Source organism: Mycobacterium kyogaense (assembly GCF_036946525.1).
Taxonomy (GTDB): domain Bacteria; phylum Actinomycetota; class Actinomycetes; order Mycobacteriales; family Mycobacteriaceae; genus Mycobacterium; species Mycobacterium kyogaense_A.
Genome location: NZ_JAQIIY010000016.1, coordinates 14,621 through 40,371 on the forward strand (window position 1 = coordinate 14,621; position 25,751 = coordinate 40,371).

Consider the following 25,751-nt stretch of genomic DNA (forward strand, 5'->3'; position numbering starts at 1 on the left):
TGGCCTTCGGGGCGATCATCGCCGTCGTGATGGTGTACTTCGCCTCGTTGGGGCTGCGGATCACTCCGCCGTCGGACCGAACCACGCTGTCCATGGACGTCCCGGAGATCAACGGGCTCGTCGTCGGCTCCAACGTCCTGCTCAGGGGTGTCCCGGTCGGAAAGGTGACCAGCACAACGACATCCATCGGAGCCGCCAATGTCGGCTTCTACGTGGATGGTCGGTTCCCGATCCCCGTGGACACCGAGGTGCGCCTCGAGAACCTCTCGGCGCTGGGCGAGACCTACATCGAGCTCCGTCCCCGCAGTTCGGGCGGTGAGCTGCTGCACGACGACCAGCGCATCGCCACCGAATCGGTGGTTCAACCGCCCTCGATCTCCGAACTGGCGACCAGCGTCGTGCGGGTGCTGCACCAACTCGACCCGGATGCTCTGTCGCGCATCATCAACGAAGCCGACACCGCCCTGCCCGACCCAGCCCGTGTGCTGCCCAACCTGGCGCGCACGAGCACCACGTTCAACACGATGCTGAACAGCTTGAACGGCGAAGGCCGGGCACTGCTGTCGAACTTCCAGACACTGCTGGTCAACTCCGAGTGGGTCAGCCGCGACATCACGGCGATCGTGCCCGACCTCAACACTTTTGGCATCTATGGTCAGGACTTCTTCAAACACCTGCCGGTGCTGTTCGGCCGTGATGCCCCGCAGAAGATCCGCAATTTGAACAACCTCGTCGCGCGACTGCAGAGCTTCCTCGACGACCGCGGTGGTGACCTCAAGATCCTCGGAGAGGCGATGCAGCCCAAGCTCAACGAGATCGCCGGCGTGCTGATGAATTTCGACAGCGGCCAGATCCTGGATCACTTCCTGCAGCAGGTTCCCGCTGAAGGCGCCATCACCCTGCGGGTCAGGCCATGACATCCACGTCGATCAGAAAGGCACGACGATGACCATCCAGGAGACCACGAAAGAGGCGGCTACCGACGACGTCGACGACTCGGCAGACGTCGGCACCGCCGCCGGATCCGAGGGCACCGAGACGGTGCGCCGCAGGGGATCGGTGTCGATCAGCCTGCGGACTCTCACCGTCGGCGCAGTGATCACCGTGCTGACCGTCGCGGTGGCGGTGCTCGGCTGGCTGTACCTCGACGCCCGCCGGCAGGTGAACGCCCAGAACGCCCGCGCCGCCGACGAGGCGCACGCCGAGAAGATCGCACTCGACTATGCGGTCAACGCCGCGACGATGGATTTCAAGGACCTCCAGGCCTGGCACGTCAAGCTGATCGCGGGCACCAGCCCAGAGCTCAGCAAGAAGCTGTCGGACGCGGGCACATCGATGGAACAGGTTCTGGTTCCGCTGCAATGGCATTCCACCGCGCAACCACTGGTCGCCAAGGTCAGGTCTAACACCGGCGGAATCTACGTGGTCGACAGCTTCGTCAGTGTGCAGACCAAGACCGTGCAGGCGCCCGAGGCGTTGCAGTCGACGGCGACCTACAGCACGACGATCGACAGCAACAACGGATGGCAGATCACCGATGTGGGCGGAATCGGCTCGGCGATCGGCCCGAAGTGAAGCGCTCCGCTCTCGTCCTGTGTGCCTGGCTGTGGTCGGTGGTCGCCGCCATGGCGAGCCCGGCAGCGCACGCCGATCCGAACGACATCGTCCCGGTACCCGATGTGCCGTCGGACAGCGCGCTGATCCGGCCCCTCCCGGTCGTCGTTCCGCAGGTCACCGGGTGGACGCCGAAGTACCCGTTCCCGTACGACCAGACGAAGAACGCGGTCACCCCCGCCGACGTCAGGGCGATGGACGAGATGTGCCAGTGGTACACGATGCAGTACGCCACGCTGCGGGCGCAGATCGACAGGCTGCAGTACAACCGGATCGGCCCGGACGGCAAGGACTTCGACTACAGCCGGGATGGCATCCAGCAGCAGGTCGACATCGTCACCGGCAACATCGGTCACGCCGTCGACTACCTCACTCCGCGCGCCCTGTCGCTGACCCGGGCACAGAACAGCTTCGGCGACCTCTACTTTCCGATCTACGAAGGTGAGGCGTTCTTCAAGCTGTGGGAGCAGCTCTCCAACGTCAACAACGGGATCCTGGCCCACCAACCCGACTGGTTCACCGGACCGTCGGTCCTGAAGGCCAAGCGGTGGGGAAGCGACATCCACCGCTCACATGTCTGCGAATGAATCCGCACAGGGAGGGCACATGATGTCGCCACCGTACGGCCGTGCGACAGCGCTGTCGGTTGTCGCGCTGCTTGCCGTCGCTGTGGCCGTGGCGCCTCCAGCCGCAGCGGATGTCACCGATGCTCTCCGCAGCGCGGTCTTGGCTGCCCGCGGTGCGGGATGCCCACCGCTGCACGTCAACCCGGTGGTCGACCAGGCTGCGGAGGCGATCAACGCGACGACGGACGCGTGGCTGAACCATGCCTCGCGCGCGGTCCCGGAGACCGACGCGCTCCCGGTGCTGCACGACCTCGGTTACGGCGGCACGAAGGCCACGATCCTCTCCGGTGCTGCGAACCAGACTGCCAACTCGATCAAAGCCGTTCTTCTGCAGGGGTTCACGAAGATCCCTGACTGCTCGTACACCGACCTCGGCGTCAGTGCCCTGTACAACGCGCAGAAGGACATGATCCTCACGACCGTGGTGCTGGCGGCATGAGACACCCTGGCATGAAGCACCGTGGTGCTGTCGCGTCGGCGGTGGTCGGTCTGATTGTGGTGCTGCTGGCGCCGCCTGCCCAGGCGGAGGACACCGTCACCTACGACATCTTCTCCGACTCGGTGGGTGCGCTCGCCGGTGTCGAGTATCGCGACACCGCCGGTAAGCACCTGCTGCGCGACGTCGTGCTGCCGTGGCGATTGACGGTACCTGTGGCGGATGCCGCGAGTCCGACGGGTGACGGCGCCGAGCTTCGTGCCGACTGGCGTCCGAACTTCCGGACAGCCGCAACGGTCGGGCGAGTTCTGCAGGGCCACTTCGTGACGGTCAGGATCTGGGTGGGGAGCGAGCTGTTGTGCGAAAGCATCCTCGACGTCGGGAACGCCACCTGCTACGGCAGTGTGGCGCACCGAGCGGAGAACGAGTCCTCGCCGGGCAATCTGCCATGACGGGCCGTGCACGTCTGCGGCCGGCCCGATGGATTGTTGTCGTGTTCTGCGCGACCGGCCTCGGGGCCGCGCTGATGCCGGCGGCGCAGGCGCAGCCGAACAGCGGATCGCCGTCGAGTCCCTACCCGCCGGACAACCTGATCCTGAACTACTACCAAAAGGCCACCTACAGCGACTATTTCACCGCATCGTCCGGCGGCGTGTGGTTCTCGACCCCGCTCGGGTTGAACTGCGGTATCTGGGACCGGGGCAGCTTCGGGTGTTCCGGCGACATTCGCGGTGCACCACCAGGGACGACGAACATCGGGTGGGTCAACGGCAACATCGTCATCCGGTACGACTGGCTGCTGGGTGTCCAGTTCCCGCCGGGCAGAGCGGAGCGCGCACTTCCGCCGCGCACATACCTCGAATACAACGGGACCCGATGCGCCACCATGGCGGACACGAGCACGTATTGCTCCCGTGGCCCTTTCAGGTTCTACATCACGCCCACGCACACGTGGCTGAGTCCGCCGTGACGGCTGGATGGCAGGAGAACGAGATGACGAGTCGAACATCGTGGGCGGCGCTGCTGCTGGGAGTCGCGACGGTCGGCATCGCGGTGTGTTCACCCGCGCAGGCACAGCCGCTGACCCCGTTGGCGCCGAACGAGATCCACTATCTGGAGCAGCTGCGCCGCGTGTTCGCCGTGAGTCGGAACCCCACGTCGTTCCGCAGTGACGGTGAGTTGTTGACGCTCGGCCGGTACGCCTGTGACGAACGCCGCGCCGGACTCGTGGGGTCTCCGGTCACCTACGTCGACCCGGTGGTGACGCAACTGGCGTTCATCTCCCTGTGCCCGCAATGACATCGGTCCGCAGGTGCGCGCACCGGCGCCGGGGCTGGAGGCATCTCGTTGCCGTCGTCGCGGTGACGACGATTGCTGTGGCATCCCCTCCGGTGGCACGGGCCGACGATGCGTCCTTCGTCGATGCCGTTCACGCACTGGGATTTCCGCAATCGGCGCCCAATCTGGTCAGCACCGCCGAGTCCGCCTGCTACTTCCTGCGGCGCGGCCGGGACCCACAGCAGGTGCTGGAACGCATCCTCCGCTACACACGCGTCGAGCCTGACCAAGCCCGGCAGTTCTTCGTCCTCGCGACAACGGAGTACTGCCCGCAGTACTCAGACCTGGCGCGTCACAGCCAGGTGTATAAGCCCATCAGTGCGAGGTAGAGGATGGCCAGGTAGAGGTCGAAGCTCCGGGCCAGAGCACCTGGCGCCGAACGTAATTCCATGAAGTCCGACCCGATGAAGCGGATCTTGACGATCGCGATCCCGAGCACCAACGCAGTGACCACGGTCGGCGAGAAGAATTGATGCCCGCCGATGGCCCATGTCGTCGCCGTGAAGCCGACGAGCAACGCCCAGACGAGCAGAGTCCGTCGCGGCACGAACACGCGAGAGGTGGCGACCGTCATGAGTGCACCAGGTAGAACAGAGCGAACATGGCAACCCACAGCAGATCCACCAAATGCCAGAAGACGCCGCCACTTTCGATGACCTGAGTGTCGCGAGCGTCGGGAATCGCGCGCCGGGTCAGGGACCGCATGTAGACGAGGATCACGGTGCCGACGACCACATGGAAGAAGTGGATGCCGGTGAACGTGTAGTAGAGCAGGAAGTAGATGTCGGTCGTGGGCGCCATTCCGGCCGCGAGCTTCTGGGCCCATTCGACGGATTTTAGGACCAGGAACACTGATGCGCACAGAATCGCCGCCGTCACGGCTCGGTCGGCGACGCGACGCGCTCCCGCCCGGTACGCGTGAACCCCTTGGGCAACAGCCAATGACCCGGTGAGTAGAACGATGGTGTTGACGATGCCGATATCGCGGTTCATCGCGGCCTGACCCGCGGCGAAGGTGGCCGGCGCCTCGGCCCGGTAGTACATGAACGTGAGGAACAGTGCGCCGAATGCGAGAAGGTCGCCGAAGGTCACGAACCAGATGCCTGGTTCGCCGGGAACACGGGGAGCCGCCGGATCTGTGGTGCCGGGCAGATCGGTGATCGTCATCGCCGCTCCGCCGGGTGGGTGCGCCGGAGGTCTTCGCGCTCGCGGCGGACCGCGGAGATCGTCGCGTGGGTCATGATCAGGAACCACGCCCCGAACGCGTTGGCAGGTATCCAGAATGCGGCGACTCCGTTCCACGCGAACGGTCCGCTGAGAAAGTAGAACAGTACGGGCCCAGGCAGGAACAGCACCGCAGACCATGCGTTCGCGTAGCCCACCCAGCGCGGATACACCGGTTGCGGTCGGCGGTCGGAGAAGATGGCCAACGCCAGCACGACACACTGGGCGAACGCGGGGGCGAACGGTCCGATGAAGGTCGTGAAGCCGAAATCGCTGAGCATCTCGGTGACGTCGGGATTGCGGTCAGGACGGTACGCGGCGACCAGGAAGATCAGGCACGACACGGTCGCGACAGCCGCGGTGACTGCACCCGAGAACACCTGGGTGTTCGCCAAGACCCGGGACGGTCCCTCGATGCGGCGCATCTGTGCGGCCACCACGGACGTGAACGGCGCCAGGAACATGATGCCGCCCATCGTGACGATGCACCCGGTGATGATGCGGTACTGGTTGTCGGTGAAGTAGGCGACGACCTCGGCCTGCGGCTTGACCGGGGACGGGGCAGGGATGAACCCGGCGATCAGACCCCAACCGGCGAAGAACGCCACGATGAACGCGACTCCGCACCACGCCGCCCCGATCTGGATGCGGGCGCGAAGGTCACGCTCGCGGGCCAGTTCCGGAGATTCCGAGGCCGGGACATCCACGTGCGCATGCTCCCTGAGACCGTCCACTCTGCGACTTTAGCCACAATTTGAATTGGTTTTCAATAGTGAGTGATGATTCATCTGCGGACGACACGGGGTGCGTAGAGACGATGACTGAGTTGTGACCCGCCGTCGCTGACCGTTTGGCGGGTAGGGCCTCGGGTATCGCTCCATCATGGCTGACAGTGGCACGTCGATACGCGCGGTTGCGTTGGTATGCAGCCTGAAACCGAGTCCGGCCGAGTCGAGCAGTGCGCTCATCGTTGAGCATGTGTTCGAGACCCTGCGTGCTCACGATGTGCACTGCGACGTTGTGCGCTGTGTGGACTACAACATCGCGCCGGGCACCGATGCCGATATGGGCGACAGTGATCAGTGGCCGCAGATTCGCGAGAAATTGCTGGCCGCCGACATCCTGCTGGTGAGCACGCCGACGTGGGTGGGCCATGCGTCGTCGGTGGCGCAACGAGTGCTCGAACGGCTGGATGCCGAACTGTCGAACAATGACGATCAGGGGCGGCCCGCGATGTTCGGCAAGGTGGCGATCGTTGCGGCCGTGGGCAACGAAGACGGCGCGCACAAGATCGCCGCCGATATGTTCCAGGCGCTCAACGACATCGGCTACACGATCCCTGCGCAGGGGTCGACGTACTGGAACGGCCCCGCGATGAATTCGACCGACTACAAGGATCTGGACGAGGTGCCTGAGGCCACCGCGTCGACCAACGCGATGGTCGCGCGTAACGCCGCGCACCTCGCCCGGGTACTGCGGCAATCCCAGTACCCGCCCGTCGAGTGAGAGGAGCGATGATGCCGGATACATCACGAGATCCCGTCGACCATTCCCGCACGAACCGTCAGTTCGCCGGTGAAACGATGAAGGCGGGCAAGAACGCGGTGGGCCTGATCGGTGTCGGGCTCGGTGTGCTGTCTTTGGTGATCGCCCTGTTCTCGTTCGCCAACGGCTCACGCACCACCGGAGTGGTCGCAGTGATCCTTGCGGTGGTCTTGGCCGGTGCCGGATTCGCGTGGCTCACCTTGCGGCACCGCAAAATCGTGCGGAAGACGGAGGAGTGGCACCGGGATCACCCTGAGGTGCCCTACGAGCCACCCACGAGTTGAGGCTCAGCGCCCAGCGGTGAAACGCTGCAGGAACTGTCGCGTGCGATCTTCTGTGGGCGTGTCCAACACCGCTGCAGCCGAGCCCGATTCGACGATCTGACCGCCGTCCAGGAAGCAGACGGTGTCGGCCACGTCGCGGGCAAACGCCATCTCGTGGGTGGCCATCACGATCGTCGCCCCCGACGCCGCGAGTTCTCCGACGAGAGTCAGGACCTCGCCGACCAGCTCGGGATCCAGCGCGCTCGTGATCTCGTCGAGCAGAAGCAATTTCGGCTCGTAGGCGAGCGCGCGTGCGATGGCGACGCGCTGCTGCTGGCCGCCGGAGAGCTTATCGGGGTAGGACGTCGCATGCGACTCCATACCGACCCGGGCCAGCAGTTCGCGTGCCCGCTGCTCGGCCTCGCGCTTATTGCTGCCGTGCACCACCCGCGGGGCAAGCGCGACGTTGCCCAGCGCAGTCATGTGCGGGAACAGGTTGAACGACTGGAACACCATGCCCACGGCCTGGCGTGCCTCTTCGGCGTTGACCCGCGGATCGCTGATGTCGCGGCCGCCCAACAGGATTCGCCCGTCGTCGATCTCCTCGAGCAGATCGATGCACCGCAGCAGCGTCGACTTACCCGACCCGGACGCGCCGATGAGCACGACCACCTCGTGCTCGGCCACGTCGAGGTCGACCCCGGCCAGCACGGTCCGGTCGTGATACGCCTTTACCAGGCCCTGCACCTGCAGTAGCGGACTCACAGCGCGCCCTGCCGTGTCGCCGACCGGCGCGCGACCCAGTCGGCCAACCTCGCCGACGGCACCGCGAGCGCCACGAACAGCAGCCCGGCCACCACGTACGGGGTGAAGTTGTAGGTGGTGGCGGACTGGATCTGTGCGGCGCGCACCGCGTCGACGGCACCCAGCACGGAGATCAACCCGCAGTCCTTCTGCAGCGCGACGAAGTCGTTGAGCAGCGCCGGGGTGACCCGGCGGGTGGCTTGGGGGAGCACCACCAGCCGCATGGTCTGGCGGTAAGTCAGGCCCAGCGAACGGGCTGCGGCGAACTGAGAGGGATGCACCGATTCGATGCCGGCCCGCAGGACTTCGGCGACGTAGGCCGAGTAGACCAGCACGAGGGCGAGACCGCCGAGGATCACGGGGCTGGTCGGCAGTCCGGTGAGACGTAGACCCGGCAGCCCGAAGCCGACGAGGTAGAGGCAGATGAGCAGCGGCAGACCGCGAAACAGGTCGACGTACCCGGTGGCCAGGGCGCGCAGCGGGAACCACACCGGCCCGCGCAGGGTGCGCAGCGCGGCGAGGGTGAGGCCGACGATGAGGACGAGGATCTGGCAGACGATGAGCACGCGGATGTTCAGCCACAGCCCGTTGAGTAGGGCGGGCAGGCTGTCCCAGCCGATGCGCAGGTTGAAGAACGAGTCCCGCACGCGCGGCCACCCCGGCGCCGACGTCACGGCGAAAAGCAGAACTGCGGCGAACACCAGCGTCGACAGCAGCGCCACTAGCGTGGATCGGCGCGCCCGCGCCTGCCGGTAGGCGACACGGTCGATGCCGACGGTGGTCACGACAGGACCGGTGCGTTCCCCGCCTGGGCGAGCCAGGTCTTCTGCAGTTCGGCGAGTTCGCCGCGGTCACGGAGTTGGTCGACGGCGCGGGAGACGCACCCCGTCAACGGGCTGCCCTTGTCGAGGACGATGCCGAACTGTTCGGGCTTGTCGGTGCCGGCAGGCAGCTGTCCGACGATCTTGCCGTCAGTCAGCTCGGCCTGGATCTGGAACGCGGTGGGCAGGTCGACGACGAGACCGTCGATCTGACCGTTGGCGAGCGCGGCCTTCGCGTCGTCGTTGTTGTTGAACACGGCGACGCCGGGGTCGATCTTCTGGGCGGCGGTGTAGCTCGTGGAGCCCACCTGCGCGCCGAGCTTGAGGCCCTTGAGGCCGTCGACGGTGGTGACGTTGGCTGCCGGAGAGGACTTCAGCGCGACGACGGTCTGTGTGACGTCGTAGTAGGGAGAGGAGAAGTCGACGGCCTGCTTGCGTTCGTCGGTGATGGAGAACTCGTTGAGATCGGCATCGAATTGCTTGGGTCCGGGTGCGATCGCGGCGTTGAACGGGACGCGAATCCAGGTGACGTTCTCCTTGGCGTAGCCGAGTTCGTTCGCGACGGCGTAGGCGACGGCTGATTCGAACCCCTTGCCGTTGGCGGGGTCGTCGCTGTCGAACCAGGGGGCGTAGGCCGGCTGGTCTGTGGCAAAGGTGAAGGTGCCGGGCTTCAGGGTCGTCAGGGTGTCCTTGGTGCACGTATCGGCGCCGGCCGAGGCCGACAACGAGGCGGCCGGTTGCTCGTCGGCCGGGGCGCAGGCGGTCATGGCCGCGGGAACGACAGCGAGCGCGCAGAGGACACCAGTGAGGCGATGCATGCGCGGCATCATCGCGCATTCGGCCGCCGGACGCCATGGATCCGCTCCAGGTGATCGGTGACGGGCGGATCAGCCGTGCCGACGCCGATACTCGGCGGCGGCACCAGGATGCAGCGGAATCGTGCCGGTCTGGATCAACGACTGCGCGTCGAGGAACTGGCTCCCGATTGCCTGGGCCGGGACGAGCGACGCCGGATCGTCGAGGAGAACGTCGACCATCCCGGCGACGAGCGGGTCGGGGACGTCGCGGCGGGCCAGCAGCAGGTTGGCCACGCCCACGGTGGTGACGGCGGGGTGGGAACCGTACACGTTCGCTGGAACCGAAACCGGTTCGTAGATGGTGCCGTATCGCTGTCGGAGCGTCGCGACCACCGCTCCCAGATCGAGCAACCGGATATCGGCCGCCACATCGGCGAAAGCAGGGGTGGGTAGGCCGCCCGCCCACATCGCCGCGTCGACCTCGCCTGCCGCGAGTTGTGCTGCGGCACTGTGCATCGACTGCTCCACCCGGCGTGTCTGCGCGGAGATCCCGACGATGTCGAGCACTCGGGTCGACAACGTGGTGGCACCCGATCCCGGTGCTCCGATGCTGACGACGCGGCCCGCCAACTGCTCCGGTGTGGTGACGGGCGAGTCGCTGCGGACCGCGACCTGGAAGTAGTTCTCGTAGACGCGGCCGATGGCCGTGAGGTCGTCCGCGACGGCGAGGTCCTGGGCGATGTCACCGAGGCTCATGGCGAGGTCGGCGCGGCCGAACCGCAGCATCTGCAGGTTCTCGATCGAGCCGCCGCTCTGTAGCGGCTCGAGCGTCGCGATGTTCGAACGGCCCGCGGCGGCGGCGAGCAGACCCGAGAATTCCCAGAAGAATCCGCCGGGCTCCCCGGCTGCGAGCCGAGCACGGGGTTCACCGGTGCTGCGGCACGATGCGGCCGCGAGCGCGACCGGTAACAGCGCGATGCCCCGCATCACGGACCTGCGGTCCATCAGCGGGGACATCGGCGTCATAACCGGCCAGCGTAGAGACTCAGACGAAGGCGCGGCCTTGTTCGCGGTCCAGGGCTGTCTCCGACTTGTTCTTCAGCACGAACAGGTACACCAGCAGCGAGATGGCCACCACGACGGTGACGTAGAGGATGAACCACCCGACATGGCCGCCGCCCTTGGCCGCCTGGTAGATCAGCGGCGCCGTGCCGCCGAACGCGGAGTTGGCCAGTGCGTAACCGAGGCCGACACCGAGCGCGCGGATGTGGGACGGGAAAAGCTCGGCCTTCACGATGGCGTTGATCGACGTGTAGCCGGTGAGGATGATGTAGCCGACACACACGAGCGTCAATGCCGTTGCCCACGAGGTGGTTTGAGGGAGGTAGGTGATCAGCACATAGGTGTAGACGAGCGCGCCGACACCGAAGAACACCAGCAGCGGCTTGCGGCCGACCTTATCGCTGATCAATCCGCCGATGGGCTGGATGAGCATCAGGAACGTCAGGCCGGCCAGGTTGACCCACGTTGCGGTCATGCCCTGGTCTTCGAACGTCGACTTCACGATCGCCGGCGCGTTGACGCTGTAGGTGTAGAACGCGATGGTGCCGCCGATGGTCACCAGGAAGCAGGTCAGCAGTGCCCGCCAGTGCGCCGTCATCAGCTCGCGCATCGAACCCGAGCCCTTGTCGTCACCGCGGCGAATGGCCTCGAGCTGCTCGGGGGTCAACGACTCGTCCATGCTGCGGCGCAACCAGAACACCACCACCGCGGCCACACCGCCGATGAGAAACGCGATGCGCCAACCGAACTCCTGGATCTGCTCACGGCTGAGGAACGTCTGCATGATCAGCAGGGTCAGCTGAGCCAGCACGTGCCCGCCCACCAGCGTCACGTACTGGAAGGACGAGAAGAAGCCGCGCCGTTCGCGGGTGGCCGCTTCGGACATGTAGGTCGCCGATGCGCCGTACTCGCCGCCGGTGGCGAAACCTTGGACCAGGCGGCACAGCACGAGGATGACCGCGGCCCAGACGCCGATGCTCTCCCGGCCCGGGGTCAGCGCGATCACCAGCGAGCACGCGGCCATCAGCGAGACGCTGAATGTCAGGGCGGCGCGGCGGCCGCGCCGGTCGGCGAAACGCCCGAAGAACCACGAGCCGACGGGGCGCATCAGGAACGTCACCGCGAAGATGCCGTACACGTAGAGGGTCGAGTTCTTGTCCGCCGAATCGAAGAACTGGCTTTCGAAGTAGGTGGCGAACACGGTGTAGACGTAGACGTCGTACCACTCGACGAGGTTGCCTGAGGATCCACGCAACGTGTTGAGAACGGCTCGCCGCGTGGCAGCCCGCGACGATGTGGGAGCCGGCGATGCGGCTCCGTCAGGGTGGGGGTCTCGCGTGGTCGAGTAGGTCATAGCTGTGCCTCCTTGTCCGTGACCGGCGAGCCTGACCCGTGGTCGACATCGCCGTCGTGTCACCACTGTGAAGGCAGTCACAGCCCGTTCGGAAGGCGCGGCGGCGATCCCTAACAGTCCCTTAGGACGGAAGTTCGTCGTCGGTGGACGGGCCCTCGGCGCGGGGGAGCCGCAGCTCGATGCGCAGCCCGCCCGTGTCGCCGGCGCCCACCTGGAAGTCTCCGCCCGCACGCTCGGTGAGGGCGCGCGCGATGGACAGCCCGAGCCCGGTGCCCTGCCCCACGGTGTTCGAGGCGCGGAAGAACCGGGTCGCGAGCAGCGGTAGATCGTGCTCGGACACTCCCGGACCGTCGTCGCAGACCCAGATGACGACCTGCTCCCCGTCACGACGGGCGCCGACGTCGACGTGGGCGCCCGGGCCGGCGTACTTGACGGCATTGCTCAGTGCGGTGTCGAGGATCTGGGTGAGGTCGGTGTCGGGGATGTGTGCGTACAGCCCCTCGGGCGCCGTCACGGTGGCGTCGATGGCTGAGTTGACCAGGGAGGTCGACCAGAAGTCGTGGCGTTCGGCGAGGACGGCGCCGACGTCGGCGGCGGCGAAGTCATCGTCGTGGCGTGTCTCGGCGCTGGCCAATGCGAGCAGATCGGCGACGATGCCTTCCAGGCGGTCGACCTCGACCGTAGTCTTCCGATGGGCGGCCGATGCAGATTCCGGCACCGCCATACCGAGGGTGTCGAGCCGAATGCGCAACGCGGCCAACGGGTTGCGCAGCGCGTGTGCGGAGTCGGCGACGAAGCGCCGCTGCGCCGCGGCGGCAGCCTCCACGTCACGCGCCGTGGTGTCGAAGGCTGCCGAGAGGTGTCGCACCTCTTCCGGACCGGCGTAGCGAGCTCTGCCGGTGTCGGGGTGGGCGGCCGCGGCGGCGGGTTCGAGGACGCGGTTCGTCAGGGCAGACACCCGGGCGGCGAGGTCGGTCAGCGGTCGAACGGTCCAGCGCGACAGCGCAACTGCGATCAGGGATGCGACGACGAGCAGCGCGCCGGCGCCGGCGACGATGGCCAACCACGCCTGGGTCACGTCCTTCTTCGCCTCGGATGTGGAGGCGGCGAGGATGACGGCGCCGTCGACCTGGGTGCCGGTGCCGACCGGGACAGCCACCAGGACGTCCGACGGCGACCAGGGCGTCACCGAATCCGGGAACCGGCTGCGCTGGTTGCGCAGGGCCTCTGAGACCGCGTCGGCGACGTTGTCCTGCGTGCCGGTGACGCCGGCGGCTGCTCTAGAGGTGCCGTCGCGACCGACGACCACGACGGGTTCGCCGTAGAGGCTGTAGTACCGGTCCACGGCCTGCTGCAGATCGACGGCGTGCGAATCATCTTGGCGGGCAGCCAGATCGGCGAAGTAGGCGGCGGCGGAAAAGCGGCTCTCGCTGAACCGTTGCAGTCGTTCGCGGCTCAGCGTGACGGCGAGCGGAATCGCGGGCCCGACGACGGCGATGGTGGAGTAGATGACGAGCACCAGCAGGACGCGACGCCACACCTCAGCAGCTCCACCGGTAGCCGTAGCCGCGGATGGTCGCGATGGCATCGGGGCGGGCGAGTTTGGCGCGCAGAGAGGTCATGTGGACGTCGAGGCTGCGTGAGATCGCGACGTAGGCGTCACCCCAGATGGCGTCCATCAGTTCCTGGCGGCTGACGGCTTCGCCGCGGCGGGAAACCAGGTAGGCCAGCACATCGAATTCCTTGGGCGCCAGCGAGATCTCGTCGCCGGCGACCTCGACGCGGCGGGCGTTGAGGTCGACGGTGATGTCCCCGGCCTCGACGATGTCCGGTTCCGGTTCGTCCGCGATGCGCCGGCGGGCGGCGACCTCGATGCGGGCGCGCAGCTCGCCCAGGCGGGCGGGTTTGACGACGTAGTCGTCGGCGCCGGTCCGCAGGGCGCGCACCACGGAGCGTTCGTCGTCGCGGGCGGTCAGCACGACGACGGGGATCTGGCTGACGGCGCGCAGCTGCCGCAGGATGGTCAGGCCGTCGGCGTCGGGAAGGCCGAGGTCGAGCAGGGCGAGGTCGACGTCGCGGTGGCCGAGCAGCAGATCGGCGCCGCGGCGCATCCGGACCGGGCAGTGGCCGACCTCGGCGAGGGCGTCGACCAGCGCCTCGCCGACGCCGTCGTCGTCCTCCACCACTGCGATGCGCATCGCCGACCACGGTACGACAGGATCGAGCCGGTCAGGCTCTCGTTGGCCGTTCTGGCGGTGTGCCGGCTCAGGCCGGCGTCGACGTCCGCATCGACGCCGTCACCCGTCCGAGGACTCTCGTCCGCCAGACCCGTGGAAGGAACGCCAGCGACCACGTCAGGAACTTCGCCTGGGCGCCGGGCACGATGGTGACGCGGCGACCGAGCGCCGCGAGCGCCGCGGACGCGACGACCTCAGGTGACGTCGCCGACGACATCGTCATGCCTGCCCGCGCCGCGAATCCGGTGTGTACCGGGCCCGGAGCCACGGACAGCACGTCGACGCCGCGGGGCGCGAGCTCGGCGTGCAGACCCTCGGCGAGGGCTTGCACATAGGCCTTCGTGGCGGCGTAGTTGGCTTGGCCGGGTACCCCTTGCCAGCCCAGGATCGAACCGAACAGCACGATGCCACCTCGTCCGCGCCTGACCATCCGAGCGGCGAAGAAGCGCGAGAGTTCCGCCACAGCAGTCACGTTGACGGCGATCATGTCGGCCTCGGTGACGGCGTCTGCGTCGGCAAGGTGTCCTGTCGCGCCGAAACCGGCTGCCAGCACGGCCAACCCGATGTCGACTCCGGCGACGGACTCTTCGAGTTTGGCGACACCGAGGGATGTACCGAGATCGACGGCCACGATCCGGGTGTGAACGCCATGTTGGGCTTCGATGTCTCGAGCGAGTGCACGCAGCGTCTCAGTGCGGCGCGCGACCAGCACGAGATGAAGGCCCCTGCCGGCGAGCTGGTGTGCCACCGCGCGGCCGATGCCATCGCTGGCTCCTGTCACGACCGCCCATGGGCCGTACCGGTCGGCGTAGCTCATGACTGCGTCTCCAGCGGATGCGAGGGGGAGGGCGAGGAGCACGAACAGTGCTCCGGCGAGGCACACCCCGGCGGCGGTCAGGCACCCCGCGCTCAGACCGGACAGGAATGCGTCGCCGACGGCTCCGCGAATGGGACCGGAGATCGCAGCGGGGGACTGTGCCGCGACAGCAAGCCCCTGCGCCAGGCCTTCGCCGGCGATAGCGCGGGCAGGATCGGGCAGGATCTGCATGTCCGCAGCATCATTGAGGTTGTCGAGGTAGAGCGTCGAGAAGATGCTGCCGAGCACGGCGACGCCGAGCGTGCCGCCGACCTGACGGGTGGCGTCGTTGACGGCCGAGCCGGCGCCGGCCTGCTCGGGTCGCACGACGCCCATGATGGAATCGGTCGCGGGGGGCACTGGTCAGGCCGAGTCCGCCGCCGAGAAGGACCATCTGGGCGGCCATCTCCGGGTAGCCGATGCTCAAATCGGAGACGCTGACCCAGGCGAACGCCGCCGCCATCAGGATCAGGCCCAGCGCCACAATCACTTTGGTGCCGATGCGACGGACGGCGAGCTGGGTGCCGAGCACAGAACCGATGGCGATGGACAGCGCCACGGGGAGAATGCGAATGCCGGTCTCCAGCGGGCCGAAGCCCTGCAGCAGCTGCATGAACTGCGTGATCAGGAAGATGAAGCCGAACAGTGCGAAGAATGCCACGGTGACGGCTCCGCTGGCCGCGCTGAAGCGCAGGTTGGCGAAGAGGCTCACGTCTATGAGGGGATCGGCTTGGCGGCGTTCCCAGACCGCGAAAGACATGCCTGCGAGGATCGTCACCGCGAAGCCGGCGAGTGTCGGTGGCGATGTCCAACCACGTTCAGGCGCTTCGATGATCGTGTAGACGAGCGCGGCGAGCATGACGACGGACAGCAGCAGTCCGCCGCGATCGAGGCGCGACGACGTGTCGGCCTTCGCGGCGGGGATCACCAGGGGCGCGGCGACGGCTGCGGCGAGCGCGATCGGGGCGAGAGCGAGGAACAGGCTGCCCCACCAGAACACTTCGAGCAGTGCGCCGCCGAGGATCGGGCCGATGGCCACGCCGAGGCCGGTGACTGCGCCCCACACCCCGATCGCTGCGGCGCGTTGGCGGGGGTCGCGGAAGGTGTCGGTGATGATCGCCAGCGTGGTCGGGTAGATCATCGCCGAGGCCACGCCCATCACCACGCGCATCGCGATGAGTTCGCCGGTGGTGGTGCACAGCGCCGCGCCGATGCTGGCTGCGGCGAAGAGGATCAGGCCGGCGATCAGTGTGCGACGGCGGCCGAACTTATCGCCGATGGTGCCGCCGGCCAGGACCAGGGCTGCGAACGCCAGGTTGTAGGCGTCGACGATCCACTGGAGGCCGCGTGTGGAGGCGTCGAGCGACGAATTCAGCGTGGGGAGAGCGACATTGACGATGGTGGTCTCGACGTTGATCGCCAGGGCGGCGACGAGGACGACTGCCAGTACGGCGCCGGGTCGTGTCGTCTTGCGGGTGACGCTGTCGGCCGTGGAACGGTCGAGCGTGCGTGAGGCCATGGAAGAACCGCCTTATGTTGACGCGGATAACTTGGTCGAGCATGGCAGTGCAAGTTATCGCTGTCAACATTTGGGTGTGATGGCTAGGTGATGCCCGCCCCGATGACGTCGAGCAGGCGCGCGGTGATCACCTTCTTGCGGGCGTCGTCGGTCGTGGCCAGCGGCCCGTCGAGGTAGAGGGCGGAGAGACCGTGAACCGAGGCCCAGGCGGCTTCGTCGAGCCCGTCGCGGTTGCGCTGATCGAGGAGGCCGGCGGTGACCAGGTCGTCGATGCAGCCGCTGAGGATGTGGAAGGGATGGCGGCTCGTCGGTATGACGTCGTCGGTGCGGCTAGGCGGGCCGGGAGTAAACGCGGCGCGGAACAGGCCGGGTTCGGCGAGCGCGAAGTCGACGTAGGACTGTCCGGTGGCGCGCAGGCGGGCTAGTGCGCGGGGGCCGCGGGGGCCGCGGTTGGGGACGTGGGCCAGCGCCTCGAGCATCTGGTCGCCGAGAAGGCCCATGGCGTACTCCTTGACGGCGGCGAGAAGCGCGTGGCGGTCGGAGTAATGCCGGTATGCCGCAGCGTTACTCACGCCGACAGCGCGCTGGACGTCGCGCATGACGACGGCATCGGGGCCGCCGGTACGAGCGAGTTCGACGGCCTGCTCGAGCAGCGCCTGACGCAGATTGCCGTGGTGGTACGAGCTCGCTGCCATGTTGACCAGTCTTACATCGGCGCGCGCCGCATCAGGGCCAAGGCGGCCTGAAGTATGTTCTGAAGGCGTACGCCCCCATAGCCCAATTGGCAGAGGCAGCGGACTTAAAATCCGCCAAGTGTCGGTTCGAGTCCGACTGGGGGCACCGAGAAAATGCAGGTAGAGGCAGTTTCTGGATCGAACAGACGATCGACTACCCACGCTTTCGACCCTCGCGTCAGCAGCGCGTCAGCAGTCAGCCGGTCGCGCTATGCGACGCTGACGCGGGCAACCGGGTCACTCCGGACATCGCGAGCGGCGACATGGCCCTCCCGGTCAGTGTGGTGACAGCTGGCGGGTCCGGACGTACCCTGCAGCTGTGCCGGTGACACGGCACCAACGCGCAGGAAACGGCGCGTCCGATTGAGTCGGCCCTTCGGGAGGCACGGCCACCGGAATGCAAACAGTCCGGCGTCGAGTAGCGGGCTGTCCATCCGGCTAGCGCGGAACGCGGTCCACCTTTCACTGACCGGTGAGTGTTGCCCGTGTTTCAACCCGAAGGGGTACCTATGACGCTTGACGACGACGCGGCTAGATTCGGCCGTCATTTCGAGGGTGGCTGGCGGCGCCACCACCGTCCAGCCCGCGCGTTCGCGCCCGCGACAGCAAGCCACAGCCACCCTCGTGGCATGTCACAGGTGAGCAAGCCATGCAGGCCGCGAACTGGGCAAACCAAGCAATGGCGGAAAGCCACGGTCTGCCCTGGGGTGGAAGTGACCGCTGCCGACGTCGTTGAGCCCGAATTTGCGCAGGTCAAGCATTGAAGCGACCTTTGTGCCGGTCGGCTAAAAAGTGGGGCTTAAGGCGCAACCGGACGGTTACGCCCCGACTGAAAGGACACAACATGCCGAGCAAGGCAGAGACCAGAGAAGCGTTGCAACCGTTGATGTTCGGATACTCGCGAGTGATCACAGATGAGCAGGCGATGAGTCGCAACGGTCTTGAGGCGCAGCGTGACGTGATCCACGCTCGGGGTGTGCGGCGCGGCTGGACAGTGGAGCACTTCGCTGACGAAGGCCTGTCGGGTAAGGCCATCGGCCCGAAGCTGTCGGAAGTGTTGCAGCTTCTCGCTTCTGGACAGGGTGACGGACTGGTCGTGGCCAAGCTTGACCGCCTGAGTCGATCAATCGTCAACGCTTCCAACATCATCGAGGCAGCACAGGCGCAAGGGTGGTCGCTGGTGATTCTAGATCTGGGCGTGGACCTGACCACGGCAGCCGGTCGGATGATAGCCATGAACCTGGTCAACTTCGCGCAGTACGAACGCGAACTGATTAGCGAGCGTACGAAGGCCGCTCTGGCCGCGAAGAAGCGACGCGGCGAGCGAATCGGACGGCCAAGGGCTGCATCAGCTTCAGTTGTTCGTCGCATCGTGCAGGACAGGCAGGCCGGTTGCACATATGATGCCATCGCTGCCGCGCTCTCAGCTGACAACGTCCTGTCGCCGCTAGGGAAAGCAGCCTGGCAGCCGTCCACTGTTCGCCGCATCTACGCCAGCGCCACGACTGAGGCGGTGAACGCATGAAGCGAGACACCGAGCATTTGGAGCACTTGCGCGACGAGCAGGAACGCAAGCTTCCTGAGCCCACCTGTTGGGGGATGGCCGACATTTTTGCCGACGATGGAAAGGACAGCGAGTAATGGCATACATCCGCAAGAGCGAAATCGGCAAGCGCGATAAGTTCGGCAACCCCGTCCTTAGCTATCAGGTGGTGTGGCGGGAGCCGGTGCGAGATGAGTTCGGCGCGCCCACAGGCAAGCTCAAGCAGACCAGCGAGACCTTCCCGACCGAGCGCAAGGCCAAAGCTACATTGCGCAAGGTGGAGACTGATCTGGAGAACGCCGCAGGCGTGAGCCCCAGCTCGGCCAAAGCGAAGGCAAACACGCCGTTGGGCACCTATGCCCGGCAGTACCTTGACGGCCTGGTGGGCAGTATCGATCCGAACACCATTGAGGACTACGAGAAGGTCTACCGCGCCCACATCGGGAAGCTGTTTGGCAGTCGGCCCGTTGCGGCGATCACCACTGCAGATGTGACAGCGTTTCGGGCGCAGCTGCTGGCACCGCATGTGCGCCGTCACGGCAGATCAAAGCCCACCACCACCCCCGGCACCTGCCTGGTGACACGCAGCCCTAAGACGGTAAAGCACATCATCGGAGCTCTGAAGCGGATTCTTGATGGATGATCAGGCCATCGCCGCCAATCCTGTGGTTGCCGGTCGCCGCCGTACCACTAAGCGAATCGGTGCCCCGTTCAAGCACCGACCGTTGGCTGCCAATCAGGTGGCGGCAGTGTTCGATTGGATCGCTACGGATCAGGTCATGGTCCGGGAAGCACCGAACTCGTCGGGACCTAAAGGCAGCACCTACACCCGGCCAGGAAACCCGGTGTACGCGCTGGCCGTGTTGTTCGCGGCCCACACACACCGGTGTGCGCGCTGCTGAGTTGCAGGGTCTGCAGGTGCAGGACGTGACGCTGTCAGACATCCCGGGCACGGTTGGACGCATCACCGTTTCTCGGACCGCCGCCCGCAAGCAAGGCCAGTGGGTGTACGGCACGCCGAAGAGTGATGCAAGCGCGGATCGCATAGTGCCGCTAGCCCCGTGGCTGGCCGACGAACTGCGCGACTACCTGACAACGGTCCACCCCTTCGGTGCCGGCAAGAGGCGCATCGCGCACGCGCCGCTGTTCCCCGGTCGGCGGAATCGCTATGTCTTCGATTGGGCCAAGCCTGTGTGTGCAGCGGCGCTGTACGAGCACCATTTCCGGCCCGCCTGCAAGTCTTTAGGTCTCGGCAGCGTTCGCTTTCACGATCTGCGGCACACCTTCGCGACCATGAACCTCAGCGCGGGGGAGCACTACGTGCAGGTATCGAAGTGATTGGGTCACAGCACATTCGTGCTCAGGCTGACCACCTACGCGGACTACATCAACGAGGATGATCAAGCTGCGCCAAGGGTGGGAAGAGGTGTCCCAGGAAATGGCAAAATTTTAACGCTGCGGCGGGAGGCAAACTAGTCGGCCACCTAAGCCTTCAAGGCTCAGATCGTCACGGCCGCTCGATGATTGGGACCGCCCGATGCTCTTTGGGTGCTTTGTGAAAGTACGTGCGAACAGCCGAAACAAACTCTCTGTGTGAATCAAATATTCCTTGGACAGCACTTTCCTCGTCGTGATCAAAGCGTTGTGGGTGCAAAACCAAAGGCACATAACCGATTAGCCTTTCGGCTGCGCGTTCGATCTCAGGCGTGCCGATAATGTCGATGCTGTCCGCTGCCTCTTCAAGCTTGTCGAGGCACTGGAGGTCCCATTCTTCACGAGGCTTCGTCGCGATGTCGCGCTTGAACCGTCCCGCGGCCGAACTGAAGGCGGCGCATTGTTTCAGCAGCTCGGGGTCTGAACGGCGGCGTTCGTTCTTGCGGGCCAGATACAGCACGATGCCTTGCGCAATCAACACGCCGACCAAGGCGAATAAGCCTGAGAGGAGCGCCGTTTGCATGGCTTAACCGGTGATGTGACCTGGTGGAGCCACGATGCTGGCAATACTCTGCTCACGCTGCTCGGAGATTTTGTCGGCGATCTTGGTCAGCGCCCGCATCAACCAGCGGTATGCCTCGCTGCCTTCTCTGTAGTCCGCTGGAGCGGTGTGATTTACGCGCCCAGTTTCCTGAAGGGTTTGAACGTCGTCATAAGACTTATCGTTGTCAAGGTGAACTGCGAGCGTTTGGCCGCCACTCTTCCGCACTACGGAGAACACTGGAATGTCACTCGGTCCGTCGGCGATGTAAACCATGTTTGTGAATGGCACCCGCCGGTCTTCCTCGGCTATAAGGGAATTGACATCTACCCCCGGCAGCTTATTGACGCCTTTGTTGATCTCAAAGACGGCGCGCGTCTTGGTCGTGTTGTCGATGGTGTAGCCGATTTGAGTTAGTACTCCGTTTGGATCGAAGGTGCTCTCATCGCCGCAGACCGTCGCCGGAGCTGGCAGGAGCTCGCACGCGTACACACCGTCGAGGTGCTCACGAATCGCATTACCTTCGATCATTTTTCGGAATCCGGTTGAAACTACGTAGTGCTCCAGCGTGATTCCGTGACCACTGTATCGCGGGTGGGTTGCTATGACATTCTTTGTGCGCTGCAGGAAATCTGGCATCCCAGGATTCAGGGGAACCTGGGCGCCCAACTCCTGCAGCATGGCGTTTGTCAATCCGGGGAACCTGCCGTCTCGAACATATTGCAGCGTATGCTCTAAGTAGGCAGTATCTTTCGATACTTGAAGGTCAAACTTCGCGTAGAAGTCGATGAGGCTGTTTACTTCTCGCCAGAAGGTACTCTCGTCAACATCAAATCGCTCAAATATCGGCGTCTGCATATATGAGGGCGTTAGCGTCTTGTCAAAGTCCCAGATGAAAGCTATGACGTTCTGAAGGGTGAGAGGCGGTGGCACTCACGCGACCTCAGGTCCAGTGAACCGCACTGTCCCATCTTCGTGTTCAACCCAGCCGTGGAGTAGCAGGCCGGTACCCCATAAGGCTTCGTGTGCGCGGCCCAACTCGACAATTGGAAGTATCACGGCTACGTTTACCCCCGATTTCCGCACCTTCGTGAGTGTCTCCAACGCGTCGCTAGCAGATGCGGCGTCATCGAAGACGCTCTCTAAGAGGCGGTGCTGACGGAGATATACGAACGTCGGAGCCAGCATTTCCACGTCGGATGAGTCTTGCTCGCTCCACCGAGCGGCGATAGCGCTGGCGATCGCGCTGGCGGGAACCGAACTCTTGGTCGCGCTTCCGGCGTCCGTCATGCCGCAAGTGTAGGAGTTGATCTTCATTCGGGCAGTCATTCCGTCCTGCGAGTCGGGCGCATTGGTTGCCATGCCCGACAATGTATGCGGCACCACTGACATAGTTTCGAACGCGCGTTCGATGGGCTCCCACGCCTGGCGGGCTCAGGCGCGGTACGCATGTTCAGAGGCGACAACTTGCGTATGGCGGAAGCCGTAGCGATCCAGCAGCCGCCGCATCGTGGACAGCGCTAGTTCGCGGCTCTCGATGTTGGGACCGACCACGACTTGGGCTAGGGCGGATTGCTCAAAGGGGACTTCGGTGTATGGCTTAATGCCAGCGCGTCCGCCTGCCCGGAACTTGACGTCAACCGTCTGAAGCGGGCCCTGCGCAGCCCACCTGAATTCTTCGAGTTCTGACAAGGCTTTCTTCATTGCTAGTGACGACGAGCCGAAGTGTTCTGCAACTGTGAAGCGCCATTCTCGCTCACTCAGATATGTTGTCTTTTTCACCATTGCGAGCATGGACAGAAAGAGTGGGATTCGGTTGATTACGTTGTAGAGCCTGTTCGGAAGGAGTCCTTCGCCGTTCTTTCCGCATGACCTTTCAATTTGAAATATCACTTGGTCGATAGCGCGCCTGCGTGCCTCGTCGCCATACCCGACTGGCTGTGTGAACGCGCCCCACGTGAAAGGGATCTGCTGGTCGGTGTTCCCGAGAGTTGCCTCAATCTGCACCAATCGACCGTTCGGTGCGTGGTGGAAGTAGGGAACCTGTAGCAATGTAACCGATTCCGTGTCGAACCCCAAGGCCATGCCTCGGCCGTCATCGGCATACGACCGCCACTGACTTAGCTCATCGCCATCTTCGGAAAAGGACGTAGAAAAGATGCGGTCTTCAATCGCGTCCGGATCAATGGAATCCGTCATCGACATTGCCTGCAAGGCGACGTCGTAGGCCTCGGAATATTCGGGTTTCTCCGCCTTCGCTCTCGTAAGCGAAGAGATCAATTCTTCCCATGCATACTTTAGTTCTAACGGATCGTTAAGAAATCGGATGTCAGTTGCCCGCAGCATTCCTTGCTCAATGATCGCTGCAAATCCGCCCGCATCTGTGTAGTGGTAGAGCATCTCAGGTGAATCCGTCATGTTTTCGAGCTTATGGCCGAGAGCCGACACGGCTGGCTGGCCCGGCGCGCCTGGGCAGGACCGCTGGCGAATCGGATCGTCAATAGTCGGACCGCGAGTGTTGTGTCAGCACCGCGTCAGCAGCCGTACAACAACCTGCGGACATGCGGCAACGGACCGTGCAGGCGCAGATGGTCGCCGATGCCGTTCCTCTACGGTCTGAAATGGGCTTTTGTGGCCGCTGCCGGGTCTCCCGGCGGCAGTGCAGCCACTGCTAAGAGATCGGAAACAGCGACTTAAAATCCGCCAAGTGTCGGTTCGAGTCCGACTGGGGGCACAAAGATCGTGCACGAAGGACCTGGTCCTGCTTCTTGCGTCGCCACCCCGTCGTCGTTCGTACCAGTCTCGGCTTCTTACCGTGCGTTTCCTGCGACGAGGCCGCACTCACGAGCTCGGGCTCGCTGCGTTGATCTCCTTACGCGGACGACGCCGACGCTCGACTCGTTCCCAGCGGGTCGTGCATCGGCGCGCAACCTGGTTCGGTCGAAGCCATCGTAGAGTTCGCTGCCTGAGGAGTCTGCGAGCTTCCGATTAGCTGAAACTGATATTGGAGTTTGCTGAATGCCATCGTTCGGCTGATGCTGCGCATTACCGTGTCGACAGCGCCGGCATTCTGGCCGCGCAGGGAGGGACATTGCCATGAAGGCCCATCGCGCGGTTGCTCTAGCCGCCCTCGCCGCACCACTTATTGCTTTTTTCCCTGTTCCAGCCGCTGCGATCGCAGATTCCGGGTCCGCCGTGGTGGCCCCGGAGCCCTCTGGCAGCGCCGCCCACGATCCGACAGAAGGCCGCCTTCCGGGTTGTGCGCTACACCGGCATCAACCCGCATGGTCCCACCGCGTCCACTGTGGCTGACGGTAACCGCAAGGAGTAGCGGAACCCGCCACCCAGAATCCCGTCGTCTGAACGACGCGGAGCGACGCCGTCGCCGCACGCCCACGGGTGTCGTCGACGTAATGCGTGAAAGTCACGGCCTGATCAACCCGGCGATATCGGTTGAGTCCGCCTGGGGGCACGGCCGGGAGACCTAATTTGAGAGCGATGACGGCTCGATCATTGGGCGGCGCCAACCCGCCCCACCAGCACGTATCAGCAGCGGAGAAAATCGACCCATCTGCGGGTACCCCGGCCCCCATGACCCGCTTCCTCGCCATATGTGCGGCACTCCTCATCGCCGCCGTCGCGTTATCCGCAACAGTCGCAGCACAGCCCGCCAAGCCGACCGCGCCCGCCGATTTCGTCGTGCTGTCCGACATCGACCCGACGATCCTGCAGGACATCCGATACTCGACGCCGCACAACTTCACGGGCGACCCGGTCACCGGCTATACGGAGCCGCTGTGCATCCTGACCAGACCGGCGGCCGACGCGCTGTCCCGCGCGCAGCGCGCCCTGCTGCCGCAGGGCTATTCGCTGAAGGTGTACGACTGCTACCGGCCCCAGCGCGCCGTCAACGATTTCGTCGCCTGGGCCCAGGACATCCCTGATCAGAGGATGAAGCCCGAGTTCTACCCCCGGGTGAACAAGACCACCCTCTTCGCCGACGGCTACATCGCCGACAAATCCGGTCACAGCCGCGGCAGCACCGTCGACCTGACGTTTGTTCGCCTGCCGGCCGCGACGACCCCGCCCTACATCGTCGGTCAACCCCTGGTGGATTGTGCTGCACCGCAACCGGTTCGCTTCCCTGACAACAGCATCGACATGGGCACCGGCTTCGACTGCTTCGACACGCTCAGTCACACCTTCGACCCACGCATTCACGGCGCACAACTGTCCAATCGACTCCTCCTTAAGGATGCGTTGGAAGCACAGGGGTTCGAGTTCTACGACAGCGAGTGGTGGCACTTCACTCTCGCCGACGAGCCGCACCCCGATACCTTCTTCGACTTCCCCGTCGACAGGGCCGCCGTCCCGTCCCGCTGACGAGCCCTCACGCAATCTGGGGCTTGGTTGTGAGCTGGTGGCAACACGACTGTTCATGCGCTGTTGCGAATCGGCAATACGATCAGGGAACCCTTCGTGAGCCCGAACGAGTTCGGCGGCATGTTGATCGACGCTGGCGAGTCGACGATAGGACGGAATGCTCGATGACCCCGATCATGCCCAAAAGCGAAGCGGCAGAACTGATCAAGGCTGCTCGCATCCGCAAGAAGCTCGAATGGTCCGACATCGCGACGGAGATCGACGCGCCACTGGTGTGGTGCGTGGCCGCCCTGCTCGGCCAGCACCCCATGCCGGCCGCTCAAGCCGAGCGGGTGTGCGCGTTGCTCGACCTCGACGGTGCCGTGGCCGAGAGTCTGCAGCTGCAACCCAGCCGTGGCATCGACCCCGCGCTGATGTCCGATCCGACCATCTACCGATTCCACGAGGCGCTCGCGGTCTACGGGCCCGCGCTCAAAGAGCTGATCCACGAGGAGTTCGGTGACGGCATCATGAGCGCCATCAACTTCAAGGTCGACATCAAGCGCCGCGCGGATCCGGACGGCGACCGTGTCGTGGTCACCTTCGACGGGAAGTTCCTCGACTACCGCTGGTGACGCGGA

At 65.0% G+C, this 25,751-nt stretch carries 30 protein-coding genes, 1 tRNA gene and 1 pseudogene; 15 read left to right on the forward strand and 17 right to left on the reverse strand.

Features of this window, described 5'->3' with window-relative positions; genetic code table 11:
• Window positions 1-29 precede the first annotated feature (29 nt).
• From PGN37_RS14115 to PGN37_RS14150, 8 genes are all read left to right on the forward strand, one after another.
• Window positions 30-917, forward strand: coding sequence for an MlaD family protein (locus PGN37_RS14115; protein ID WP_442932934.1), 888 nt, complete (start codon window positions 30-32; stop codon window positions 915-917).
• Window positions 918-945: 28 nt separating this feature from the next.
• Window positions 946-1,575, forward strand: coding sequence for a hypothetical protein (locus PGN37_RS14120; protein ID WP_335331650.1), 630 nt, complete (start codon window positions 946-948; stop codon window positions 1,573-1,575).
• Window positions 1,572-2,201: a hypothetical protein gene (locus tag PGN37_RS14125; protein WP_335331651.1), complete on the forward strand. Its 630-nt coding sequence runs from the start codon at window positions 1,572-1,574 to the stop codon at window positions 2,199-2,201. The genes PGN37_RS14120 and PGN37_RS14125 overlap by 4 nt, the downstream gene beginning before the upstream one ends.
• Window positions 2,202-2,220: 19 nt before the next feature.
• Complete coding sequence (locus PGN37_RS14130; protein WP_335331652.1) at window positions 2,221-2,679, forward strand: hypothetical protein; 459 nt, start codon at window positions 2,221-2,223, stop codon at window positions 2,677-2,679.
• An 11-nt stretch (window positions 2,680-2,690) separates the two neighbouring features.
• Complete coding sequence (locus PGN37_RS14135) at window positions 2,691-3,128, forward strand: hypothetical protein (protein ID WP_335331653.1); 438 nt, start codon at window positions 2,691-2,693, stop codon at window positions 3,126-3,128.
• Entirely contained in the window at window positions 3,125-3,646 is a 522-nt protein-coding gene (locus tag PGN37_RS14140; RefSeq protein ID WP_335331654.1) for a hypothetical protein, read from the forward strand. The genes PGN37_RS14135 and PGN37_RS14140 overlap by 4 nt, the downstream gene beginning before the upstream one ends.
• Before the next feature lie 23 nt (window positions 3,647-3,669).
• A complete protein-coding gene (locus PGN37_RS14145) occupies window positions 3,670-3,975 on the forward strand; it encodes a hypothetical protein (protein WP_335331655.1) in 306 nt (101 codons plus the stop codon).
• Window positions 3,976-4,037: 62 nt separating this feature from the next.
• Window positions 4,038-4,343, forward strand: a complete 306-nt coding sequence (locus PGN37_RS14150; protein ID WP_335331656.1) for a DUF732 domain-containing protein — start codon at window positions 4,038-4,040, stop codon at window positions 4,341-4,343.
• Here the strand turns inward: PGN37_RS14150 and PGN37_RS14155 are convergent.
• From PGN37_RS14155 to PGN37_RS14165, 3 genes are read right to left on the reverse strand one after another with little or no spacing between them, the layout of a single operon-like run.
• The gene (locus PGN37_RS14155) at window positions 4,307-4,588 is read right to left on the reverse strand and encodes a cytochrome C oxidase subunit IV family protein (RefSeq protein WP_335331657.1); all 282 of its coding nucleotides are present in this window, start codon (window positions 4,586-4,588) and stop codon (window positions 4,307-4,309) included. The genes PGN37_RS14150 and PGN37_RS14155 overlap by 37 nt on opposite strands.
• Window positions 4,585-5,181 carry a cytochrome c oxidase subunit 3 gene (locus tag PGN37_RS14160; protein ID WP_335331658.1) on the reverse strand — a complete coding sequence of 199 codons (597 nt, stop codon included), beginning with the start codon at window positions 5,179-5,181 and terminating at the stop codon, window positions 4,585-4,587. The genes PGN37_RS14155 and PGN37_RS14160 overlap by 4 nt, the downstream gene beginning before the upstream one ends.
• The gene (locus PGN37_RS14165) at window positions 5,178-5,972 is read right to left on the reverse strand and encodes a hypothetical protein (RefSeq protein WP_335331659.1); all 795 of its coding nucleotides are present in this window, start codon (window positions 5,970-5,972) and stop codon (window positions 5,178-5,180) included. Before PGN37_RS14165 ends, PGN37_RS14160 begins: the two co-directional genes overlap by 4 nt.
• A 148-nt stretch (window positions 5,973-6,120) precedes the next feature.
• Here PGN37_RS14165 and PGN37_RS14170 point away from each other — a divergent pair, with 148 nt between their 5' ends.
• Window positions 6,121-6,744: a flavodoxin family protein gene (locus PGN37_RS14170; protein ID WP_335331660.1), complete on the forward strand. Its 624-nt coding sequence runs from the start codon at window positions 6,121-6,123 to the stop codon at window positions 6,742-6,744.
• Between the two features lie 11 nt (window positions 6,745-6,755).
• Window positions 6,756-7,067 (forward strand): hypothetical protein, encoded by a 312-nt coding sequence (locus tag PGN37_RS14175; protein ID WP_335331661.1) that lies wholly within the window; start codon window positions 6,756-6,758, stop codon window positions 7,065-7,067.
• Window positions 7,068-7,070: 3 nt separating this feature from the next.
• On the opposite strand, the gene PGN37_RS14180 is transcribed toward PGN37_RS14175, so the two are convergent.
• The 10 genes from PGN37_RS14180 to PGN37_RS14225 all read right to left on the reverse strand — a co-directional run bounded on the left by PGN37_RS14180 (window position 7,071) and on the right by PGN37_RS14225 (window position 17,191).
• Window positions 7,071-7,811, reverse strand: coding sequence for an amino acid ABC transporter ATP-binding protein (locus tag PGN37_RS14180; RefSeq protein ID WP_335331662.1), 741 nt, complete (start codon window positions 7,809-7,811; stop codon window positions 7,071-7,073).
• Entirely contained in the window at window positions 7,808-8,635 is an 828-nt protein-coding gene (locus PGN37_RS14185) for an amino acid ABC transporter permease (RefSeq protein WP_335331663.1), read from the reverse strand. The genes PGN37_RS14180 and PGN37_RS14185 overlap by 4 nt, the downstream gene beginning before the upstream one ends.
• Complete coding sequence (locus PGN37_RS14190; protein ID WP_335331664.1) at window positions 8,632-9,489, reverse strand: ABC transporter substrate-binding protein; 858 nt, start codon at window positions 9,487-9,489, stop codon at window positions 8,632-8,634. Before PGN37_RS14190 ends, PGN37_RS14185 begins: the two co-directional genes overlap by 4 nt.
• 69 nt (window positions 9,490-9,558) lie before the next feature.
• A complete protein-coding gene (locus PGN37_RS14195; RefSeq protein WP_335331665.1) occupies window positions 9,559-10,494 on the reverse strand; it encodes a TAXI family TRAP transporter solute-binding subunit in 936 nt (311 codons plus the stop codon).
• 19 nt (window positions 10,495-10,513) lie between these two features.
• On the reverse strand, window positions 10,514-11,884 hold the full coding sequence (locus tag PGN37_RS14200; protein ID WP_335331666.1) for an MFS transporter: 1,371 nt from the start codon (window positions 11,882-11,884) through the stop codon (window positions 10,514-10,516).
• A gap of 121 nt (window positions 11,885-12,005) precedes the next feature.
• Complete coding sequence (locus tag PGN37_RS14205) at window positions 12,006-13,424, reverse strand: sensor histidine kinase (RefSeq protein ID WP_335331667.1); 1,419 nt, start codon at window positions 13,422-13,424, stop codon at window positions 12,006-12,008.
• 1 nt (window position 13,425) lies between these two features.
• Window positions 13,426-14,082: a response regulator transcription factor gene (locus tag PGN37_RS14210; RefSeq protein WP_335331668.1), complete on the reverse strand. Its 657-nt coding sequence runs from the start codon at window positions 14,080-14,082 to the stop codon at window positions 13,426-13,428.
• 67 nt (window positions 14,083-14,149) lie between these two features.
• Complete coding sequence (locus PGN37_RS14215) at window positions 14,150-15,169, reverse strand: SDR family NAD(P)-dependent oxidoreductase (RefSeq protein WP_335331793.1); 1,020 nt, start codon at window positions 15,167-15,169, stop codon at window positions 14,150-14,152.
• A 10-nt stretch (window positions 15,170-15,179) separates the two neighbouring features.
• Window positions 15,180-16,496: an MFS transporter gene (locus tag PGN37_RS14220; RefSeq protein ID WP_335331669.1), complete on the reverse strand. Its 1,317-nt coding sequence runs from the start codon at window positions 16,494-16,496 to the stop codon at window positions 15,180-15,182.
• A gap of 83 nt (window positions 16,497-16,579) precedes the next feature.
• Complete coding sequence (locus PGN37_RS14225) at window positions 16,580-17,191, reverse strand: TetR/AcrR family transcriptional regulator (protein ID WP_335331670.1); 612 nt, start codon at window positions 17,189-17,191, stop codon at window positions 16,580-16,582.
• 71 nt (window positions 17,192-17,262) lie between these two features.
• Here PGN37_RS14225 and PGN37_RS14230 point away from each other — a divergent pair.
• The 3 genes and pseudogenes from PGN37_RS14230 to PGN37_RS14240 all read left to right on the forward strand — a co-directional run bounded on the left by PGN37_RS14230 (window position 17,263) and on the right by PGN37_RS14240 (window position 20,249).
• A tRNA-Leu gene (locus PGN37_RS14230) sits at window positions 17,263-17,336 on the forward strand.
• A 738-nt stretch (window positions 17,337-18,074) separates the two neighbouring features.
• Window positions 18,075-18,755: a recombinase family protein gene (locus PGN37_RS14235; protein WP_335331671.1), complete on the forward strand. Its 681-nt coding sequence runs from the start codon at window positions 18,075-18,077 to the stop codon at window positions 18,753-18,755.
• 115 nt (window positions 18,756-18,870) lie between these two features.
• Window positions 18,871-20,249, forward strand: a pseudogene (locus PGN37_RS14240) (tyrosine-type recombinase/integrase).
• Between the two features lie 31 nt (window positions 20,250-20,280).
• On the opposite strand, the gene PGN37_RS14245 reads toward PGN37_RS14240, so the two are convergent.
• From PGN37_RS14245 to PGN37_RS14260, 4 genes are all read right to left on the reverse strand, one after another.
• Window positions 20,281-20,730 carry a hypothetical protein gene (locus tag PGN37_RS14245; protein ID WP_335331672.1) on the reverse strand — a complete coding sequence of 150 codons (450 nt, stop codon included), beginning with the start codon at window positions 20,728-20,730 and terminating at the stop codon, window positions 20,281-20,283.
• Window positions 20,731-20,733: 3 nt separating this feature from the next.
• A complete protein-coding gene (locus tag PGN37_RS14250) occupies window positions 20,734-21,681 on the reverse strand; it encodes an HAD family hydrolase (RefSeq protein WP_335331673.1) in 948 nt (315 codons plus the stop codon).
• A complete protein-coding gene (locus PGN37_RS14255) occupies window positions 21,682-22,038 on the reverse strand; it encodes a hypothetical protein (RefSeq protein WP_335331674.1) in 357 nt (118 codons plus the stop codon).
• Window positions 22,039-22,182: 144 nt separating this feature from the next.
• The gene (locus PGN37_RS14260; RefSeq protein WP_335331675.1) at window positions 22,183-23,166 is read right to left on the reverse strand and encodes a DUF2971 domain-containing protein; all 984 of its coding nucleotides are present in this window, start codon (window positions 23,164-23,166) and stop codon (window positions 22,183-22,185) included.
• A gap of 1,173 nt (window positions 23,167-24,339) precedes the next feature.
• On the opposite strand from PGN37_RS14260, the gene PGN37_RS14265 reads away from it, so the two are divergent.
• Window positions 24,340-25,131, forward strand: coding sequence for a M15 family metallopeptidase (locus PGN37_RS14265; RefSeq protein WP_335331676.1), 792 nt, complete (start codon window positions 24,340-24,342; stop codon window positions 25,129-25,131).
• 164 nt (window positions 25,132-25,295) lie between these two features.
• On the forward strand, window positions 25,296-25,745 hold the full coding sequence (gene cynS, locus PGN37_RS14270) for a cyanase (protein ID WP_335331677.1): 450 nt from the start codon (window positions 25,296-25,298) through the stop codon (window positions 25,743-25,745).
• Window positions 25,746-25,751: the final 6 nt, after the last annotated feature.